Here is a 19,088-nt window from a genome sequence, read left to right as displayed (position 1 = left end):
AAGGCTAACTATTTTAGTATTGTTTAAATTAAAAGCAATCAAAAATGAGCCCCCCTGTTTATAAAAAAAGAGCATAAAAAGGAGCATAAAAAAGCCGCTGACAGGCAGCGGCTTTACGGAATCAAGATGTATAGCTTACTTAGCGTTAGCTTCTTCTTCGGCCTCAGCCAACTTAACTTGCGCTAAGTGCTCGGCTTTAAGCGTAGTGAAGATACGACTTAGCTCTAAGAAAGAGTAGCGGTGCTCCACATATTCATACACGTTGAAAGACACTGACAACTTGTATAAAGAGATCGCATTCGCGTAGTCACCATTCATGTGGTAACGCTTAGCAAGGTAAAAGTATGTCTCTGTTAGGCGCTGCGCAAGTAAAGTGTTATCACGAGTACCGGTTAAAATCGCCTTGAAAGCCTGCTCTTCAGTAATGTCATCAAGCATAATCGCGACTAATACCCAGCCCCACTGCTCATCACGGCTCTCGTAACGTTTTTGTAAATCAAGCTTAGCTTGCTCTGGCGTGAGCTCATGCTGAATGATGTACAACCACAGAGCACGAAACGGATCGCTAGGATCATCGGCGTAGTGCTTCATCATTTCTTCGTTAGCTAAGTCGTAACGCTCGCCATAATAAAGCGCGATAGAGCGGTTTCTTTCTGCGTAAGAGTTTGCAGGATCAAGCTCTAACGTAGAATCAAAAGATTCATAAGCCGCATCAAACTCCCCTACCTGCGTAAAGTAAACACCCAAAAGGTTGAAGATATCAGGTTGAGCAGGGTTCAATGAAAGAGATTGGTTGAAGTCGAGACGCGCTAGATCACGCAGGCCAACACTGTCGTAGTAATTACCACGTTCAAACAGCATCTTAGCTCGAACTTCATCGTTCAAATCTGGGCGCTGTAATAGCTGACTAAGACGTGCAATTTGAACTTCTTGCTGAACGCTTGGTTGCAGTGGCACAGCCATCGGTGGATAAACCCAACGTGAGGTGTTATCTGATGTTGTCGCACAACCTGTTAGTACAAGCAGTAAACACATACTCGCGGTTTGAAACCATTTCACAAATAATTACTCCTGTTATGACCGCAATAAAAAAGGGGAGCGATATGCTCCCCTTTATAACATGCTTTGTTGACGATGGGTTAGAAATCACTAAAAAGCGATATCACCATCGACACACTGAGAATTACTCAGCTGCAGGTGCTTCGCCTTCAGCTGGCGTTTCAACTGCTTCTTTCATGCTTAGACGTACACGGCCTTGACGATCAATTTCAAGAACCTTAACTGGTACTTCTTGACCTTCAGTTAGGTAATCAGACACTTTCTCAACGCGCTTGTCAGCGATTTGAGAGATGTGTACTAGACCATCTTTACCAGGAAGAATAGTTACGAATGCACCGAAGTCAGCTAGACGAGCAACTTTACCTTGGTAAATGCGGCCAACTTCAACTTCAGCTGTGATCTCTTCGATACGACGGATTGCTTCTTTAGCAGCAGCGCCTTCAGTAGCAGCAATCTTGATTGTGCCATCGTCTTCGATTTCGATTGTAGTACCAGTTTCTTCACAAAGAGCACGGATAACTGCGCCGCCTTTACCGATAACATCTTTGATCTTATCAGAGCTGATTTTCATTGTGTGGATACGTGGAGCGAATTCAGAGATATCTTCACGAGCACCAGAGATAGCTTCATCCATTACAGAAAGGATGTGCTTACGTGCACCTTGCGCTTGGTTAAGTGCAATTTGCATGATCTCTTTAGTGATACCTTCGATCTTGATGTCCATTTGAAGTGCAGTGATACCAGCGTTAGTACCTGCTACTTTAAAGTCCATGTCACCTAGGTGATCTTCGTCGCCAAGGATGTCAGAAAGAACAACGAAATCGTCGCCTTCTTTAACAAGACCCATTGCGATACCCGCAACAGAAGCTTTGATTGGAACACCAGCATCCATAAGCGCTAGAGATGTACCACATACAGAAGCCATTGAAGAAGAACCGTTAGATTCAGTGATTTCCGATACAACACGAACTGTGTATGGGAATTCTTCAACAGAAGGCATTACTGCTTGGATACCACGTTTAGCAAGCTTACCGTGACCAATTTCACGACGCTTAGGTGAACCAACGAAACCAGTTTCACCTACACAGTATGGAGGGAAGTTGTAGTGTAGAAGGAAGTTGTCTTTCTTCTCACCCATTAGGCTGTCGATGATTTGAGCATCACGTTGTGTACCAAGCGTTGCAGTAACAAGTGCTTGAGTTTCACCACGAGTGAATAGAGAAGAACCGTGTGTACGTGGAAGAACACCAGTACGTACGTCTAGCGCACGAACCATGTCTTTTTCACGACCGTCGATACGTGGGTTGCCAGCGATGATGCGGCTACGTACTACGTTTTTCTCTAGAGAACCAAGCATGCCGCGGATTTCGCGCTCATCTAGGTTTTCGTCTTGTGCAATTAGAGCTTCAACAACGTCGTTCTTGATTGCGCCAACTTGCTCGTAACGAGCCATTTTCTCAGTGATCTGGTACGCGTCAGATAGACGTGTTTCAGCAAGTTCAGCAACTTGAGCTTTAAGCTCAGTGTTAACTGCTGGCGCTTCCCAGTTCCAAGCTGGAGTTGCTACTTCAGCAGCAAACTCATTGATTGCTTTGATTACAACTTGTTGTTGGTCGTGACCGTAAACAACAGCTGAAAGCATTTCTTCTTCAGATAGGTTATCTGCTTCAGATTCAACCATTAGTACTGCGCCTTCTGTACCAGACACAACTAGGTCTAGTTTAGAGTTTTCAAGCTCAGTATTTGATGGGTTAAGAACAAGTTCGCCGTCGATGTGACCAACACGTGCAGCACCGATAGGACCATTGAATGGAGCACCAGAGATAGCAAGCGCAGCAGACGTTGCGATCATAGTGATCATGTCCGGGTTTACGTCAGGGTTGATAGAAACAACCGTAGCGATAACTTGAACTTCGTTTTTAAACGCACTTGGGAAAAGTGGACGAATTGGACGGTCAATCAGACGAGCTGTTAGTGTTTCGCCTTCAGATGGACGACCTTCACGCTTGAAGAAGCCACCAGGGATTTTACCCGCAGCGTATGTACGCTCTTGGTAGTTAACTGTTAGAGGGAAGAAGTCTTGACCTGCAACTGCTTCTTTCTTAGCAACAACAGAAACGAATACTGATGTATCGTCCATAGTCGCCATTACAGCAGCAGTAGCTTGACGTGCAATTACGCCCGTTTCTAGAGTAACGGTGTGGTTACCGTACTGGAACGATTTTACAACTGGTTTTTCAAACATTGTATATCCTTAGCTCTAAAGTCAGACTTTAGATTAAGTGAATAATGACTCAAGATATTACCAATCGCGACTAGTGAAAAGGGACTTAGAATAGTGACTCTTTGTATGAGTTCATACGCCGAATTAAGACCAAATCCGCCTTTGAATAGTCGCGACCTATTGGCCGACATCTGTGACTGTAATCTCTTGAGAGGTTGATTGCCAAACGTTGAAAACGCTATAGGCGGGCGTAGTATAAACTATTTTTATTAGGAGAGATATTTCCTATCAGAAAAAGCCAGATGATATTCTGAGCATCCGGCCTAGCATTTTCTTACAGGCACAAAAAAAGGAGCATAAATGCTCCTTTTCTTCAAACTGTCTTTGCAGACATCGCTATTAGCGACGTAGGCCTAGACGCTTGATTAGGTCTTGGTAACGAGCAAGGTTTTTGCCTTTCAAGTAATCAAGAAGCTTACGACGGCTAGAAACCATACGTAGTAGACCACGACGGCTGTGGTGATCGTGTTTGTGCGCTTTGAAGTGACCTTGTAGGTGGTTGATAGAAGCAGTAAGTAGTGCTACTTGTACTTCTGGTGAACCTGTGTCGCCTTCAGATTGTGCGTATTCTGCAACGATTGCTGCTTTAGTTTCTGCATTCAGAGACATAATTCTCTCCTGATAAGAGTAAGTTTATATTTGTAGCAGCCAATCTCTGATTCAGCCGCTACGCGAGCCGAGGATTATAGGGAAGTTTGTCAGTTGGTGCAATAACAATCGAACCCATTAAAAACGAAAAAAGCGAACCACCTAAATTAGGCGTTCGCTTTCTGTCTTATTTGCTCGCTTTTCAAGGCTAAACACTAATACCTAATTCGGTTTCAGCGCTACGCTTGTGGCTCTTCATCTCTGAAAACAACCAAACGCTTCGGTGCAACTCGGCCATCTTCAGCAATCTGAGCAACGCCGACAAACAGCTTCTCTTCGCCACTTGTCATACGAACCGTACCTTCAGTTGGCGCACCAGCAACTTGAACTGGCATACCATGCTGAACTAGGTCAGTCAGTTCCGCGTTCAGGTTTACTTCTGGTAAATCTTCAACGGCAGTGTCCATTGGCATCAACAGTGGATCAAGCAGCTCTTTCGGTGCAATTTCTTGCGCCTGTGCTTGCTCTAGGATCTCGTTTAACTGCTCCAAAGTCACCATACGCTCATATGGGTACTTCGCTACACCTGTACGACGAAGCATGGTCACGTGAGCACCACAACCTAGCATTTCACCAAGATCGTCGGTAATTGTGCGGATGTAAGTACCTTTCGAACAATGCACTTCCATTTCAACTTCATCACCTTCAAAGCGAAGCAGTTCAATAGAGTACACTGTAATCTTACGAGACTCACGAGGAACCTCGATACCTGCACGTGCGTATTCGTACAAAGGCTTACCTTGATACTTCAATGCCGAAAACATTGATGGTATCTGATCGGTTTCACCCTTGAAGCTCGCAATGCAACGCTCAAGCTGTTCTTGGGTCACGTTAACATCACGCGTCTCAACCACTTCACCATCAGAGTCAGAGGTATTGGTACGCTCACCAAGCTTAGCAATAACAACGTAGCGCTTATCAGAATCTAAAAGAAACTGAGAGAACTTCGTTGCTTCACCAAGACAAATTGGCAGCATGCCAGTCGCAAGAGGATCCAGAGCACCGGTGTGCCCTGCCTTCTCAGCAAAGTAAATACGCTTTACTTTTTGCAGTGCATCATTAGACGAAATGCCAGTCGGCTTATCTAATAGAATTACCCCGTTGATAGGGCGACCTTTACGACGGCGAGCCATTACTCTTCGCCCTTAGACTGAGTTTCGTCAGTGCGGCCAGCTTCTTCTTGCTTACGCTTGTCGTCATTCAGAACTTCACTTACTAGGTTAGACATACGCATGCCTTCTACTAGTGTGTTGTCATAAGTAAAACGAACTTCAGGCGTTAGGCGGTGGCGAATACGCTTACCAAGAGCCATACGAACTGGCACTTCATGCTCTTTAAGAGCTTTAAGGCATGATTCAGGTGTTTGCTCACCAACACATAGAAAAGTCACGAACACTTTTGCGTATGCAAGGTCACGAGACACTTCTACGTCTGAGATAGTTACCATACCAATACGTGAGTCACGAACTTCACGTTGTAGGATAAGAGCAAGCTCTTTTTGAAGCTGCTGAGACACACGTTGTGTGCGGCTAAATTCTTTTGACATTTTCTTTTCTCACTTAGAAAGATGGGGGGCTTGGTAATTACCAGCCCCCCATGGTGTATTCAACAACCGATTACTTATTACCTTTACTAGTAATGTTAGTAACCTTAGTCAATATGTCGAGTCGTACAGACTGATTAGTCTAGAGTACGTTTAACCTCAACGATTTCGAATACTTCGATCTGGTCACCAACGCGAACGTCGTTGTAGTTCTTAACGCCGACACCACACTCGTAACCGTTCTTAACTTCTTGAACGTCATCTTTAAAGCGACGAAGTGACTCTAGTTCACCTTCGTAGATAACAACGTTTTCACGAAGTACACGGATTGGGTTGCTACGCTTAATCGTACCTTCAGTAACGATACAACCAGCGATTGCACCAAGTTTAGGCGACTTAAATACGTCACGAACTTGTGCAAGACCAATGATCTCTTGACGGAATTCAGGAGCAAGCATACCGCCCATCGCCTGTTTAACTTCGTCAATCAATTGGTAAATGATTGAGTAGTAACGTAGATCTAGGTTTTCGTTCTGAACCGTGTTACGCGCAGTTGCGTCAGCACGAACGTTGAAACCAAGGATGATAGCGTTAGAAGCTGCTGCAAGAGTTGCATCAGTTTCAGTAATACCACCAACACCAGAACCTACGATGTTCACTTTAACTTCGTCAGTTGACAGTTTCAGTAGAGAGTCAGCAATCGCTTCTACAGAACCTTGAACGTCAGCTTTAAGTACAACGTTAAGCTCAGCAACTTCGCCAGCCGTCATGTTCGCGAACATGTTCTCTAGTTTCGCTTTTTGTTGGCGAGCTAGTTTAACATCACGGAATTTACCTTGACGGTAGTTCGCAACTTCACGTGCTTTACGCTCATCACGTACAACAGTCGCTTCGTCACCTGATGCCGGTACGCCAGAAAGACCTAGAATTTCCACAGGGATAGATGGACCTGCAGTTTCGATGTCTCTGCCGTTCTCATCGCGCATTGCACGAACACGGCCGTACTCTTGACCACAAAGAACGATGTCGCCTTTGTTTAGAGTACCAGACTGTACTAGTACTGTTGCAACTGGACCGCGACCTTTATCAAGACGAGATTCAACAACAACACCAGACGCCATGCCTTCTTTAACCGCTGTAAGCTCAAGAACTTCAGACTGAAGAAGAATTGCTTCTAGAAGACCATCGATGTTTGTACCCTGTTTTGCAGAGATATGAACGAAGATGTTCTCACCGCCCCACTCTTCAGGGATAACGTCGTATTGAGCTAGCTCATTTTTAACGTTGTCTGGGTTTGCACCCTCTTTATCGATCTTGTTCACAGCAACAATCAGAGGAACGCCTGCCGCTTTCGCGTGCTGGATTGCTTCGATTGTCTGTGGCATTACGCCATCATCTGCAGCTACTACAAGTACAACGATATCTGTCGCTTGAGCACCACGAGCACGCATAGCTGTAAACGCCGCGTGTCCAGGAGTATCAAGGAAAGTGATCATGCCGTTGTCAGTATCTACGTGGTAAGCACCAATGTGCTGCGTGATACCGCCAGCTTCGCCAGAAGCAACGTGTGCTTTACGAATGTAATCAAGAGTTGAAGTTTTACCGTGGTCAACGTGACCCATGATAGTAACAACAGGAGCACGACCTTCAGCGATAGCATCGCTATCACGGTCAGCTAGTACTGCTTCTTCAAGTTCGTTTTCTTTACGTAGGATTACCTTGTGACCCATTTCTTCAGCAACAAGTTGTGCTGTTTCTTGGTCGATCACTTGGTTGATAGTCGCCATAGCGCCCATCTTCATCATTACTTTGATAACTTCAGTTGCTTTAACTGACATTTTGCTCGCCAGTTCAGAAACAACGATAGTTTCGCCGATAGCAACGTCAGATTTAGCAACAGTCGCTGACTTATCGAAGCCTTGCTGCATTGAAGTTGGTTTAGCAAGCTTACCTTTACCGCCACGACCACGTTGGTTACGACCACCACGGTTGTTTGTAGGTTGGTTAGCTGGAGCTGCTTTCTTCTTGCGACGACGAGGGGCTTTCTCATCTTTCTTATCTGCCGCATCTTCAGCTTCACGAGCGTAAGTAGAAGTAGTCACATGGTAATCCGCAGATTTCTCTTGCTCTTTCTTCTTCTTCTCTTCTTCAGACCAGCGTTCTTGGTTCTCTTCTGCTAACTTACGAGCTTCTTCAACAAGCTTAGCTGCTTCAGCTTCTGCTTTACGAGTTGCTTCTTGCTCTTGACGAGCTTTAAGTTCATCCGCTTCTTTTTTCGCTTGTGCGTTAGCGTCTGCATTTTTTGAATTCATGTCTTTTTTAGCCTTTTCAGCTTGTGCGCGTTGAGCCTTCTCTTCAGCTTCACGTTTTGCATCCGCTTCACGTGTTACTTTTTCTTCGGCTTCGCGCTGTGCTTTCTCTGCAGCATCACGTTTCGCTTGCTCTTCAGCATCGCGTTGTGCTTTCTCTTCCGCTTCACGATTAGCTACTTCCTCAGCTTCACGTTTCGCTTCATCTTCAATAGTGCTGCGCTTCACGTAAGTACGCTTTTTACGTACCTCTACTTGAACATCCTTACTCTTACCGCCTCCAGCGGCAACACTTAGCGTGCTGCGGGTCTTGCGTTGAAGAGTTAAACGAGTCGGTTCTGTTTCACCAGAAGTATCGCCGTGCTCCTTTTTAAGGTGCGTTAGCAATGTTTGCTTCTCTGAATCAGTCACTTGATCCGACCCTGATTTCTTCATGCCTGCATCAGCAAGTTGTTCAATTAAGCGGTCAACTGGCGTACCAATCTCTTCACTCAGTGCTTTAACTGTTAATTGTGTCATACCGCTTTCTCTCCTTGCTGAATTATTCTTCGTCGCCGAACCAACAGATGTTACGTGCAGCCATAATTAGCTCGCCTGCACGCTCTGCAGTTAGGTCTTCGATGCCTTCTAGTTCATCAACGCCTTGGTCAGCTAGGTCTTCCAATGTCGCAACGCCTTTTGCTGCTAGCTTGTAAGCCATTTCACGCTCAAGACCTTCAAGTGCAAGTAAGTCTTCAGCAGGCTCAACACCGTCGAAAGTTTCTTCTTTCGCTAGCGCTAGAGTAGTCAGTGCGTCTTTTGCGCGGTTACGTAGTTCTTCAACGATACCTTCGTCTAGACCGTCGACTTCAAGAAGCTCGTTTACAGGAACATATGCTACTTCTTCAAGTGTAGAGAAGCCTTCTTCAACAAGCATTTGAGCAAAGTCTTCTTCAATGTCTAGGTGCTTCATGAAGTTTTCAATAGAAGCTACTGCTTCTTCTTGGTGCTTCTTCTCTAGGTCAGCAACAGTCATTACGTTCAGTTCCCAACCAGTCAGTTGAGAAGCTAGACGTACGTTTTGACCGCTACGGCCAATTGCTTGTGCTAGGTTATCCGCTTCAACAGCGATATCCATAGAGTGTGCGTCTTCATCAACGATGATTGAAGCAACATCAGCAGGAGCCATTGCGTTGATTACGAATTGAGCCGGGTTATCGTCCCAAAGAACGATATCAATACGCTCACCGCCAAGATCGTTAGAAACAGCTTGTACACGTGCGCCACGCATACCAACACACGCACCAACTGGGTCAATACGTTTGTCGTTTGTTTTCACTGCGATTTTAGCACGAGAACCAGCGTCACGTGCAGCACCTTTAAGTTCAATTAGCTCTTCACCAATCTCAGGCACTTCAACACGGAATAGTTCAGCTAGCATTTCTGGCTTCGAACGAGTAACGAAAAGCTGGAAACCACGAGCTTCTGGTTTAACTGCGTAAAGAAGACCACGAACACGGTCACCTGGACGGAAGTTTTCACGAGGAAGTTGGTCATCACGAAGGATTACCGCTTCAGCGTTGTTACCTAGGTCAAGAATAATAGTGTCACGGTTAACTTTCTTAACTGCGCCAGTTACTAGCTCGCCTTCGTTGTCGATGAACTGTTCAACGATTTGAGCGCGTTCAGCTTCACGTACTTTCTGTACGATTACTTGCTTAGCCGTTTGAGTCGTAATACGGTCAAACGTTACTGATTCGATGTCATCTTCAATGAAACCGCCAAGTTCGATCTCTGGATCATCGTACTTTGCAGCTTCAATAGAGATTTCTTTTGTTGGGAATTCAACTTCCTCAACAGCTTCCCAACGACGGAAAGTTTCGAAATCACCCGTTTTACGATCGATTTCAACACGAACTTCAATTTCTAGTTCGCTTTTCTTTTTTGTTGCCGTTGCAAGCGCGATTTCAAGCGCTTCAAAAATACGCTCACGAGGAACTGCTTTCTCATTAGAAACAGCTTCTACTACCGCCAAAATTTCTTTGTTCATTAATCTAGCCTCTTAAGCTCTTCTCTCTAGGAGAACTAAAATTTAGGGATCAGGTTAGCTTTCGCAATATTGCTCAGGACGAATTCTTCTTCTTGTCCTTCAACCAATACTTTCACTGTCTCGCCTTCGATAGATTGGATATCACCTTTCCATTTACGACGGTTGCCGACAGCCATTTTCAAAACGATGCTTACCTCGTGACCAATAAATTGTTGGTAATGCTCTGCTTTGAACAGTGGTCTCTCTAAACCTGGTGAAGACACTTCAAGGTTATAAGCCACTGAAATTGGATCTTCAACGTCCATTACGGCACTTACTTGGTGACTAACTTCAGCGCAATCATCTACATTGATACCATTCGGTGAATCGATGTAAATACGTAGCGTTGAGTGCTCACCAGCACGAATAAATTCTAATCCAACTAACTCATAACCTGATGCTGCTACTGGAGCGTCAAGCATTTCAGTAAGTTGTCTTTCTAAACCAGTCATTTAACCACTCCAGAAACAAAAAAAGGGCTCAAAGCCCAATTTAAATTCCAAGCAAACATTATCTAAACGCATTTATAAATGCTTAGATAACAAAAAACCCCGTATAAGCCGGGGTTTTTGTTGCTGGACCCTTATATGTTAAGTGCCATCATATTCGATATCACACTTAACTCACAGTGAGGTTCACACTGTGCAAACTTGCTACCAATACAAGCTATATAATAGCATTGAAATTGGTTGCGGGAGCCGGATTTGAACCGACGACCTTCGGGTTATGAGCCCGACGAGCTACCAAACTGCTCCATCCCGCGTCCGACTTGTGAGCATTATACGCCCAACAAGATGTTTTACAAGTTTGTAAACATGGTGCCGAGAGAGGGACTCGAACCCTCACACCCTAAGGCACTAGCACCTCATGCTAGCGTGTCTACCAATTTCACCATCTCGGCATCAAATCTTTACAGATTATTGTGGAATTTCGTCGCCTTGCGCCGGAACTTCACTCACTGCATCATCAGCTTGTTGAATTACCTGACCTTGAGTCGGGTCAATCCATTGTGACTCAGTTTTATGTGTAGACATATTACCAAGCACTAAGCTAAGGATAAAAAATGTAGTTGCAAAAATTGCAGTCATTCGGGTAAGGAAATTTCCTGAGCCACCAGCACCAAACACAGTGTTTGAAGCGCCAGCACCGAAAGAGGCTCCCATATCTGCGCCTTTACCTTGTTGAATCAACACTAGGCCAATTACACCAAGCGCTGCCAACAGGTAAATCACAAGTAGAACTGTAAACATTTTTCCACCTATGTTCCTAATTGTTGAGCCAGCGCCGTTCAAAAAACTATTTTTCAGAACAAGGCTAGCGACCTCCTAACTGAAGGCCGAGCAATACTAGCGAATGCTACGTTGACTGACAAGGAGAATTTGCTAAAAAATAAGCCTTTACCAAGCGAATGGTCAAAAAAAGGTCAAAAGCGACACAAAACTCATTTACGTCTCTATTGACCGTTATATCTTTTGACCGCTATATAAGCCAATCACTTCTAATCACAGGCGCTATTCGTTGCGCCTGTTAAGTAAAAGGTTAAATTAGCAGTTTGCTTTTACTGCATCTGCAATCTTAAGCGCAGATGCTTGAACAAGCTCAGCATCTTCGCCTTCAACCATCACGCGTAGTAGTGGCTCTGTACCAGACTTACGTAATAGCACACGACCTTTCTCGCCAAGCTCTGCTTCTACTTCAACAACCGCTGCTTTTACCGCTTCTGCTTCTAATGGGTTTGAGTCTCCGCTGAAACGAACGTTTTCTAGAACTTGAGGGTACAACGTCATGCCTTGAGACAGCTCATTCAGAGTCATTTCGCTATCAACAACTGAAGCCAATACTTGCAGAGCAGCAACGATAGCATCACCCGTCGTCACTTTATCTAGTAGGATAACGTGACCCGAGTTTTCGGCACCGATCTTCCAGCCTTTAGCAAGAAGCTGTTCCATTACATAACGGTCACCAACAGCCGCACGTACAAACGGAATACCTAACTGCTTAAGGCCATTTTCCATACCAAGGTTGGTCATTAGTGTACCAACAACGCCACCTTTCAACTCACCACGGCGCAGGGCATCACGAGCAATGATGTAAGCAATTTGGTCACCATCAACTTTGTTGCCTAGCTCGTCAACCATAATGATACGGTCACCATCACCATCAAAGCCAAGGCCTAAGGCCGCTTTTTCTTCAAGTACTTTTGCTTGCAGAGCACGTACATCGGTAGCACCCACTTCATGGTTGATGTTAGTACCGTTTGGCTCAACACCAATCGCAATAACTTCAGCACCTAGCTCTTTAAATACAGCAGGTGCAATATGGTAAGTCGCACCATGAGCACAATCGACAACAATCTTCATGCCAGCAAGTGTCATCTGATTTGGGAATGTGCTCTTACAAAATTCAATATAACGACCAGCGGCATCGTTTAAACGTACCGCTTTACCAAGCTCAAATGAGTCAACACATTCGATCTCTTTATCCAATTCGGCTTCAATCGCCAACTCGATATCATCTGGTAGTTTTGTTCCCTCAGAAGAGAAGAATTTGATACCGTTATCGTAGTAAGGGTTGTGCGATGCAGAGATAACGATACCAGCTTCCGCGCGGAAGGTTTGAGTTAGGTAAGCAACGGCAGGTGTTGGCATTGGGCCAGTAAACGTAGCCTGCAGACCAGCAGCAGCAAGACCTGCTTCTAGCGCAGACTCCAGCATGTAGCCAGAGATACGAGTATCTTTACCAATGATGACTTTCTTTGTGCCCTGTTTCGCAAGAACACGACCCGCAGCCCAGCCAAGCTTCAGAACAAAATCAGGTGTAATAGGGTACTGGCCAACTTTGCCACGCACACCATCTGTGCCGAAATAACGTCTCTTATCAGACATAGTGATTTTCCTTAATTATGATTAGTGATTGTTATTCATCACTTCGATTATCTTCATCGCTTCCAATGTATCTTCAACATCGTGAACGCGAATAATTTGTGCGCCTTTCATTGCCGCGATAGTAGCGCAAGTGACGCTAGCGACCATGCAATCTGCCGGGGCTTTGTCTAATAGCTTAAAGATCATCGACTTTCTCGACATCCCCGCTAAGACTGGCAACCCAAGCGTGTGAAATTTTTCTAGGTGCGCTAATAGGTGGTAATTGTGTTCAATGGTTTTACCAAAACCAAAACCAGGATCTAGAATCAGCTGCTCTTTTGATATACCAACAGCTTCACACGCTTCCACCCTTTCTTTTAAAAAAGCTTCAACATCCGTTAGAACATCATCGTAATTTGGGTTAGCTTGCATGGTTCTTGGCTGACCTTTCATGTGCATCAGGCAAACTGGTACCTTAGCATTGGCGGCTGCTTCTAGAGCTCCGGGCTCTTGTAATGCGCGCACATCATTGATCAAGTCAGCCCCCGCTTCAACAGCTTGGCGCATCACTTCTGCTTTACTGGTATCAATAGAGATCCACACATCAAACTTGGCGCGAATTGCTTTAATGGCAGGGATAACGCGAGCGAGCTCCTCTTCTAAAGATACGTCAGGTGCTCCCGGACGAGTTGATTCACCACCAATGTCAATAATGCTAACACCAACTTGAATCATTCGCTCAGCTTGCAGTAAAGCATTATCTAATGAATTGAATTTCCCGCCATCAGAGAAAGAGTCAGGCGTGACATTGAGGATACCCATCACATGTGGGCGGTCTAAAACGAGCGTTTTATTATGTGCTTTTAATATCATGGAAGGCGGGTCTTAAAGGTAAAAACATCTTGGGCTATAAACAGAAAAACCCTGAGCGTACTCAGGGTTTTAATTTAAAGCTTAGCGATTAAGAATCTTTGTTTTGAGCATCGTCTGATTCAGACTTAACTTCTTCAACTTGCGACTCTTCAGCTTTTGGTTCGGCTTTAGTTTGCTCTTCTGATTTCGCTTCAGGTTTAGCTTCTTCCTTTGCAGGTTCTGCTTTCGCCTGATCACCCCAACCAGCTGGCTCACGAATGTCGTCTTTACGTTCCATCAAGTCATCAATCTGACCTGCATCAATCGTTTCAAACTTCATTAGCGCATCTTTCATCGAGTGCATGATATCCATGTTCTCTTCAAGAATTTGCTTCGCACGAGCATAGTTGCGGTCGATTAGAATACGAATTTCTTCATCGATCAGCTTAGTAGTATCGTCAGAAACATGTTTCGCTTGGCTCATGCCACGACCAAGGAAAACTTCGCCTTCTTCTTCAGCATATAGAAGAGGACCCAGTTTTTCAGAGAAGCCCCACTGCGTTACCATCTTACGAGCAATATCAGTTGCACGTTCGATATCGTTAGACGCACCAGTCGAAACTTTGTCTTTACCGTAGATAAGTTCTTCAGCAAGACGACCACCATACAAACTAGAGATCATTGATTCTAGATGTTGGCGAGACATGCTTACGCGGTCCTGCTCAGGTAGGTACATAGTGACACCAAGTGCACGACCACGTGGAATGATTGACACCTTGTACACTGGATCGTGTTCAGGTACCAGACGACCAACAATTGCGTGACCCGCTTCATGGTAAGCCGTTGACTCTTTCACTTCTTCAGACATCACCATTGAACGGCGCTCTGCACCCATCATGATTTTATCTTTAGCTAGTTCGAACTCAACCATAGATACATTGCGCTTGTTACCGCGAGCTGCAAATAGCGCCGCTTCGTTCACAAGGTTCGCAAGATCTGCACCAGAGAAACCAGGAGTACCACGAGCAATCAGAGATGGTTCAACATCACCCGATAGTGGCACTTTACGCATGTGCACTTTAAGAATCTGTTCACGACCACGTACATCAGGTAGACCAACCACCACTTGACGGTCAAAACGACCAGGACGAAGTAATGCTGGGTCTAGTACGTCTGGACGGTTAGTCGCAGCGATAACAATAATTCCTTCATTACCTTCGAAACCATCCATCTCAACCAGCATTTGGTTTAGTGTTTGTTCACGTTCATCGTGACCACCACCAACACCAGCACCACGTTGACGACCTACAGCATCGATTTCATCGATAAAGATGATACAAGGTGCCGCTTTCTTCGCTTGTTCGAACATGTCACGCACACGAGATGCACCAACACCAACAAACATTTCAACGAAGTCAGAACCAGAAATCGTAAAGAACGGTACTTTCGCTTCACCGGCAATCGCTTTTGCAAGCAATGTTTTACCCGTACCAGGAGGGCCAACCAACAGGATACCTGTCGGGATCTTACCACCTAGCTTTTGGAAGCGGCTTGGATCACGAAGGTAATCCACAAGCTCTTTCACGTCTTCTTTTGCTTCGTCACAACCTGCAACATCAGCAAACATCGTTTTGATTTGTTCTTCGCTCATCATTCGAGCTTTACTCTTACCGAAAGACATCGCGCCTTTACCGCCGCCGCCGCCTTGCATTTGACGCATGAAGAAAATCCACACACCAATTAGTAAGATCATAGGGAACCATGAGATGAAGATAGTGCCAAGCAGGCTCTGTTCTTCAGGTGGTGTACCCTGAACTTTTACGTTTTGATTAATTAAGTCATCAAGTAGCTTTTGATCATAAACAGGCATGTAAGTTACATACTTAGAACCACCACCACGACGTGTGAAAGTGATTTCGCTGTTATTGAACTGTGCGTCTTGAATCTGGCCTTGGCCAACTTCCTGTACAAACGTGGTGTAATCTACTGCTCTGCCGTTACTTTCTCCAGGGCCAAAGCTCTGGAATACCGACATCAACACTACCGCGATAACAAGCCACAGAATTAAATTTTTTGCCATGTCACTCAAGGTGTAAGCCTCTCGATAACTAATTGTAATTAAAGGTAGGGTACTACAGTTTGTAACCTGTAGCCATGTTGTTAACTCTCACTATTGGAAGAGAATCGTTAACCTTTGTAACCAGTGGCTACGATAAACACTTCACGAGATCGAGCTCGAGAAGAGTCGGGTTTTCTGACTTTTACTGTTTTAAACATCTCGCGGACGTCCTTAACGTATTGGTCAAACCCTTCGCCTTGGAATACTTTTACAACAAAACTACCATTGGTAGCTAGAACTTGTCGACACATATCCAAAGCTAATTCAACTAAATACATAGCTCTTGGCTGATCCACAGAATTGTTGCCTGCTATATTAGGTGCCATATCTGACATCACGACATCAACCATGTTTGGTTGTATACGCTCCAACAAGGCATCTAGCACTGCTTCTTCGCGGAAATCGCCTTGTAAAAAGCTAACACCAGCAATCGGGTCCATTGGTAACAAATCACACGCAATGATTTGTCCGTTGTCTCCAACAATCTTAGCAGCATATTGAGACCAACCGCCAGGCGCTGCACCCAAATCCACAATGGTCATCCCAGGAGACAGCAATTTATCTTTCGTTTGAATCTCTTCCATTTTGAAATAAGCACGTGAACGATAGCCTTTCTTTCTAGCTTCATTTGCGTACTTGTCGTCGAAGTGTTCCTTCAACCAACGGCCTGAACTGGCCGAGTGTTTCTGTTTGCTCATTGGATACCTAAATTGGAGGAAAGTACTAATTGCTGAATAAATTATAGTCTTCAGCTTTAGATGGCGTTAAAATAGGTTTTTTCAACCCTAATAGTAAAGAAAATTGGCCGCGTAATGAACCTAAGTACCAAACAAAAGCAGCATCTAAAGGGCCTAGCTCACAGTTTAAAACCTGTTGTGCTAATGGGCGCAAATGGACTTACTGAAGCTGTTCTAGCGGAAATCGAATTAGCTCTAGACCACCACGAACTGATCAAGATTAAAGTTGCATCAGAAGACCGTGAGACTAAGCAACTGATTATCGATGCAATTGTACGTGAAACTAAAGCTGAAAAAGTACAGACTATCGGTAAAGTTCTAGTACTATTCCGTCAGTCAGAAGCACGTAAAATCGAGATTCCACGTAAATAAGCGAGCTTAATATAAGCTAACTTCCACTAAGAGAAAGCCATAGCGCTTATCTTTTAGTGTAGCGTGAGAAACGAAAAAGGTCGCATTAAGCGACCTTTTTACTTATCAGAAACAAAGAAAATTCAATTAGATATATTCTACTTTGTCGATTTCGAAATCTTTATCGCCACCAGGTGTAGAGATAATAACCTCATCGCCTTCCATCTTACCGATAAGACCACGTGCAATTGGTGACTTCACAGAAATACGACCAGTTTTGATGTCAGCTTCATCTTCAGAAACGATCTGGTAGCGGAATTCTTCATCCGTATCGACATCGATCAAAGTTACTGTCGTACCAAAGATAATCTTACCCGTATTATCCATCTGAGTTACATCGATGATCTGAGCTAGCGATAGCTTATATTCTATATCTCGAATTTGAGCTTCACAGATACCCTGCTCTTCACGAGCGGCGTGGTACTCTGCATTCTCTTTCAAATCACCGAGTTCACGTGCTTCACCAATAGCTGCTGAAATAATAGGACGTAGCTTAAGTAGGCGATCTAATTCGTCACGTAGCTGCTGAGCGCCACGTACTGTCATTGGAACCTTTTCCATTTTTTACCTCTATGCCAAAGCTTTCTTTGGCCAACATAAATCCACCCAACATACTTATTGGGTGATAGAAACAAAACAATTTGGCTTAGTGTAAACAAACTTGATGGCTAAATCACCTTTATTCCACTTTGTCTTATAAAAGCTTTATCTAGCTCTAAATTACAGACATCACAAAAATGAATAATAACCTCCCCATCAATAAGTCAGCAATTGAATACCTAAAAAAAACAAAAACAAACCAAATAAATGTAGATCACACTTTTAAAATACAACTACAAAAACAACAAGTTAAGAATAAATCAACATAATAAAACAGTGTTCAGTTTTTCAATTTATATCATTTTACTAACTAGCTAAGGAACTTTAGGGGTAAAAAGTAACTCATGGATTGCACTGGCATTTTTTAGCGTTCTGACCTAATCATGGTTATGAAGCCTGATTAATACAGGCAAGACACTAAAAGGATTCAAATCCTTAATAAATACCTTTATGGACAGTAATTAGGAATTAATAACATGAACAAGACTATGATCGCGCTTGCTGTATCTGCTGCAGCTCTTGCTACTGGCGCTAACGCGGCAGAACTATACAACCAAGACGGTAACTCTGTTGAAATGGGCGGCCGTGCTGAAGCTCGTCTATCTCTAAAAGATGGCAAAGCTGAAGACAAAACACGTGTGCGTCTTAACTTCCTAGGTAAAGTTGAAATCCAAGACGGCCTATACGGTGTTGGTTTCTACGAAGGCGAATTCACAACTGCTGAAAACGGCGGCTCTACTGATAACAACGACGGCAGCATTACAAACCGTTACACGTACGCTGGTCTAGGCGGTACATTCGGTGAAGTAACTTACGGTAAAAACGACGGTGCTCTAGGCGTAATCACTGACTTTACAGATATCATGGCTTACCACGGTAACTCTGCTGCAGACAAAATCGCAGTAGCTGACCGTTCAGACAACATGCTTTCTTACAAAGGTCAATTCCAAGATCTAGGCCTAAAAGCAAGCTACCGTTTTGCAGACCGTGATGGTGTTGATGCTAACGGTGAGTTCACAGACAACGGTAAAGACGGCTACTCTCTATCTGCTATCTACGCAATCGGCGAAACTGGCGTTAAGCTAGGTGCTGGTTACGCAGACCAAGACCAATCTAACGAGTACATGCTTTCTGGTTCTTATGCTATCTCTGACCTGTACTTCGCAGGTGTATTCACAGATGGTGAAAAACAAACTACAGGTGTTAACTCTAACGACGCTGTAGACTACACTGGTTACGAATTAGCAGCAGCTTACACACTAGGCCAAACTGTATTCTCAACTACGTACAACAACGCTGAAACTGATAGCAAAACATCTGCTGATAACATCGCAATCGATGCTACTTACTACTTCAAGCCTAACTTCCGTGGTTACGTATCGTACAACTTCAACCTAATCTCTGAAGGTGACACGATCGGTACTACTAACAAGCTAACTAACGGCACAGCAAGCTCTGCTGACGCTGAAGACGAGCTAGCTCTAGGTCTACGTTACGACTTCTAATTCTGATTATCTAATTGATCAATTAGTTAATTGAGAATCAAAACGCCCGCTATCTAGCGGGCGTTTTTTATATCTGTATACTGAAAATA

General features: G+C 44.3%; 16 protein-coding genes and 2 tRNA genes. 2 read left to right on the top strand and 16 right to left on the bottom strand.

The window, feature by feature from the left end:
* Positions 1 to 135: 135 nt before the first annotated feature.
* The 15 genes from nlpI to rlmE form a co-directional block, all read right to left on the bottom strand.
* Positions 136 to 1,059 carry a lipoprotein NlpI gene (gene nlpI / locus QQ041_RS14060; protein WP_061018730.1) on the bottom strand — a complete coding sequence of 308 codons (924 nt, stop codon included), beginning with the start codon at positions 1,057 to 1,059 and terminating at the stop codon, positions 136 to 138.
* A 124-nt stretch (positions 1,060 to 1,183) separates the two neighbouring features.
* The gene (gene pnp, locus QQ041_RS14055; protein WP_060982624.1) at positions 1,184 to 3,304 is read right to left on the bottom strand and encodes a polyribonucleotide nucleotidyltransferase; all 2,121 of its coding nucleotides are present in this window, start codon (positions 3,302 to 3,304) and stop codon (positions 1,184 to 1,186) included.
* A 378-nt stretch (positions 3,305 to 3,682) separates the two neighbouring features.
* Positions 3,683 to 3,952: a 30S ribosomal protein S15 gene (rpsO, locus tag QQ041_RS14050; protein WP_010436144.1), complete on the bottom strand. Its 270-nt coding sequence runs from the start codon at positions 3,950 to 3,952 to the stop codon at positions 3,683 to 3,685.
* A gap of 218 nt (positions 3,953 to 4,170) precedes the next feature.
* Positions 4,171 to 5,124, bottom strand: coding sequence for a tRNA pseudouridine(55) synthase TruB (gene truB, locus QQ041_RS14045; RefSeq protein ID WP_017059233.1), 954 nt, complete (start codon positions 5,122 to 5,124; stop codon positions 4,171 to 4,173).
* Entirely contained in the window at positions 5,124 to 5,537 is a 414-nt protein-coding gene (gene rbfA / locus QQ041_RS14040) for a 30S ribosome-binding factor RbfA (RefSeq protein ID WP_017065964.1), read from the bottom strand. The genes truB and rbfA overlap by 1 nt, the downstream gene beginning before the upstream one ends.
* Before the next feature lie 134 nt (positions 5,538 to 5,671).
* On the bottom strand, positions 5,672 to 8,362 hold the full coding sequence (gene infB / locus QQ041_RS14035) for a translation initiation factor IF-2 (protein WP_146490658.1): 2,691 nt from the start codon (positions 8,360 to 8,362) through the stop codon (positions 5,672 to 5,674).
* 22 nt (positions 8,363 to 8,384) lie between these two features.
* Complete coding sequence (gene nusA / locus QQ041_RS14030; protein WP_017059230.1) at positions 8,385 to 9,872, bottom strand: transcription termination factor NusA; 1,488 nt, start codon at positions 9,870 to 9,872, stop codon at positions 8,385 to 8,387.
* Positions 9,873 to 9,907: 35 nt separating this feature from the next.
* On the bottom strand, positions 9,908 to 10,363 hold the full coding sequence (rimP, locus tag QQ041_RS14025; RefSeq protein ID WP_004738265.1) for a ribosome maturation factor RimP: 456 nt from the start codon (positions 10,361 to 10,363) through the stop codon (positions 9,908 to 9,910).
* A 234-nt stretch (positions 10,364 to 10,597) separates the two neighbouring features.
* Positions 10,598 to 10,674, bottom strand: a tRNA-Met gene (locus QQ041_RS14020).
* A gap of 53 nt (positions 10,675 to 10,727) precedes the next feature.
* Positions 10,728 to 10,812 (bottom strand) — tRNA-Leu (locus tag QQ041_RS14015).
* Between the two features lie 16 nt (positions 10,813 to 10,828).
* Positions 10,829 to 11,161 carry a preprotein translocase subunit SecG gene (secG, locus tag QQ041_RS14010; RefSeq protein ID WP_017059392.1) on the bottom strand — a complete coding sequence of 111 codons (333 nt, stop codon included), beginning with the start codon at positions 11,159 to 11,161 and terminating at the stop codon, positions 10,829 to 10,831.
* Between the two features lie 294 nt (positions 11,162 to 11,455).
* On the bottom strand, positions 11,456 to 12,796 hold the full coding sequence (gene glmM, locus QQ041_RS14005; protein WP_060982626.1) for a phosphoglucosamine mutase: 1,341 nt from the start codon (positions 12,794 to 12,796) through the stop codon (positions 11,456 to 11,458).
* Between the two features lie 21 nt (positions 12,797 to 12,817).
* Positions 12,818 to 13,648, bottom strand: coding sequence for a dihydropteroate synthase (folP, locus tag QQ041_RS14000; RefSeq protein ID WP_146490657.1), 831 nt, complete (start codon positions 13,646 to 13,648; stop codon positions 12,818 to 12,820).
* 88 nt (positions 13,649 to 13,736) lie between these two features.
* The gene (gene ftsH / locus QQ041_RS13995) at positions 13,737 to 15,707 is read right to left on the bottom strand and encodes an ATP-dependent zinc metalloprotease FtsH (protein WP_146490656.1); all 1,971 of its coding nucleotides are present in this window, start codon (positions 15,705 to 15,707) and stop codon (positions 13,737 to 13,739) included.
* Between the two features lie 107 nt (positions 15,708 to 15,814).
* Positions 15,815 to 16,444 (bottom strand): 23S rRNA (uridine(2552)-2'-O)-methyltransferase RlmE, encoded by a 630-nt coding sequence (gene rlmE / locus QQ041_RS13990; protein WP_017059396.1) that lies wholly within the window; start codon positions 16,442 to 16,444, stop codon positions 15,815 to 15,817.
* Between the two features lie 114 nt (positions 16,445 to 16,558).
* Between rlmE and yhbY the strand changes: the two genes are divergently transcribed.
* On the top strand, positions 16,559 to 16,855 hold the full coding sequence (gene yhbY, locus QQ041_RS13985; protein WP_004738252.1) for a ribosome assembly RNA-binding protein YhbY: 297 nt from the start codon (positions 16,559 to 16,561) through the stop codon (positions 16,853 to 16,855).
* Positions 16,856 to 16,981: 126 nt separating this feature from the next.
* Here yhbY and greA read toward each other — a convergent pair whose 3' ends face one another.
* Complete coding sequence (gene greA, locus QQ041_RS13980; protein ID WP_061018733.1) at positions 16,982 to 17,455, bottom strand: transcription elongation factor GreA; 474 nt, start codon at positions 17,453 to 17,455, stop codon at positions 16,982 to 16,984.
* A gap of 515 nt (positions 17,456 to 17,970) precedes the next feature.
* Here greA and QQ041_RS13975 point away from each other — a divergent pair.
* Positions 17,971 to 18,999: a porin gene (locus tag QQ041_RS13975; protein ID WP_285954260.1), complete on the top strand. Its 1,029-nt coding sequence runs from the start codon at positions 17,971 to 17,973 to the stop codon at positions 18,997 to 18,999.
* Positions 19,000 to 19,088 lie beyond the last annotated feature (89 nt).

This window comes from Vibrio sp. TMPB1044, from assembly GCF_030442075.1.
Classification (GTDB): Bacteria; Pseudomonadota; Gammaproteobacteria; order Enterobacterales; family Vibrionaceae; genus Vibrio; species Vibrio satsumensis.
The sequence above is the reverse complement of the archived record's forward strand: the minus strand, read 5'-3'. Positions and strand labels throughout refer to the sequence as shown.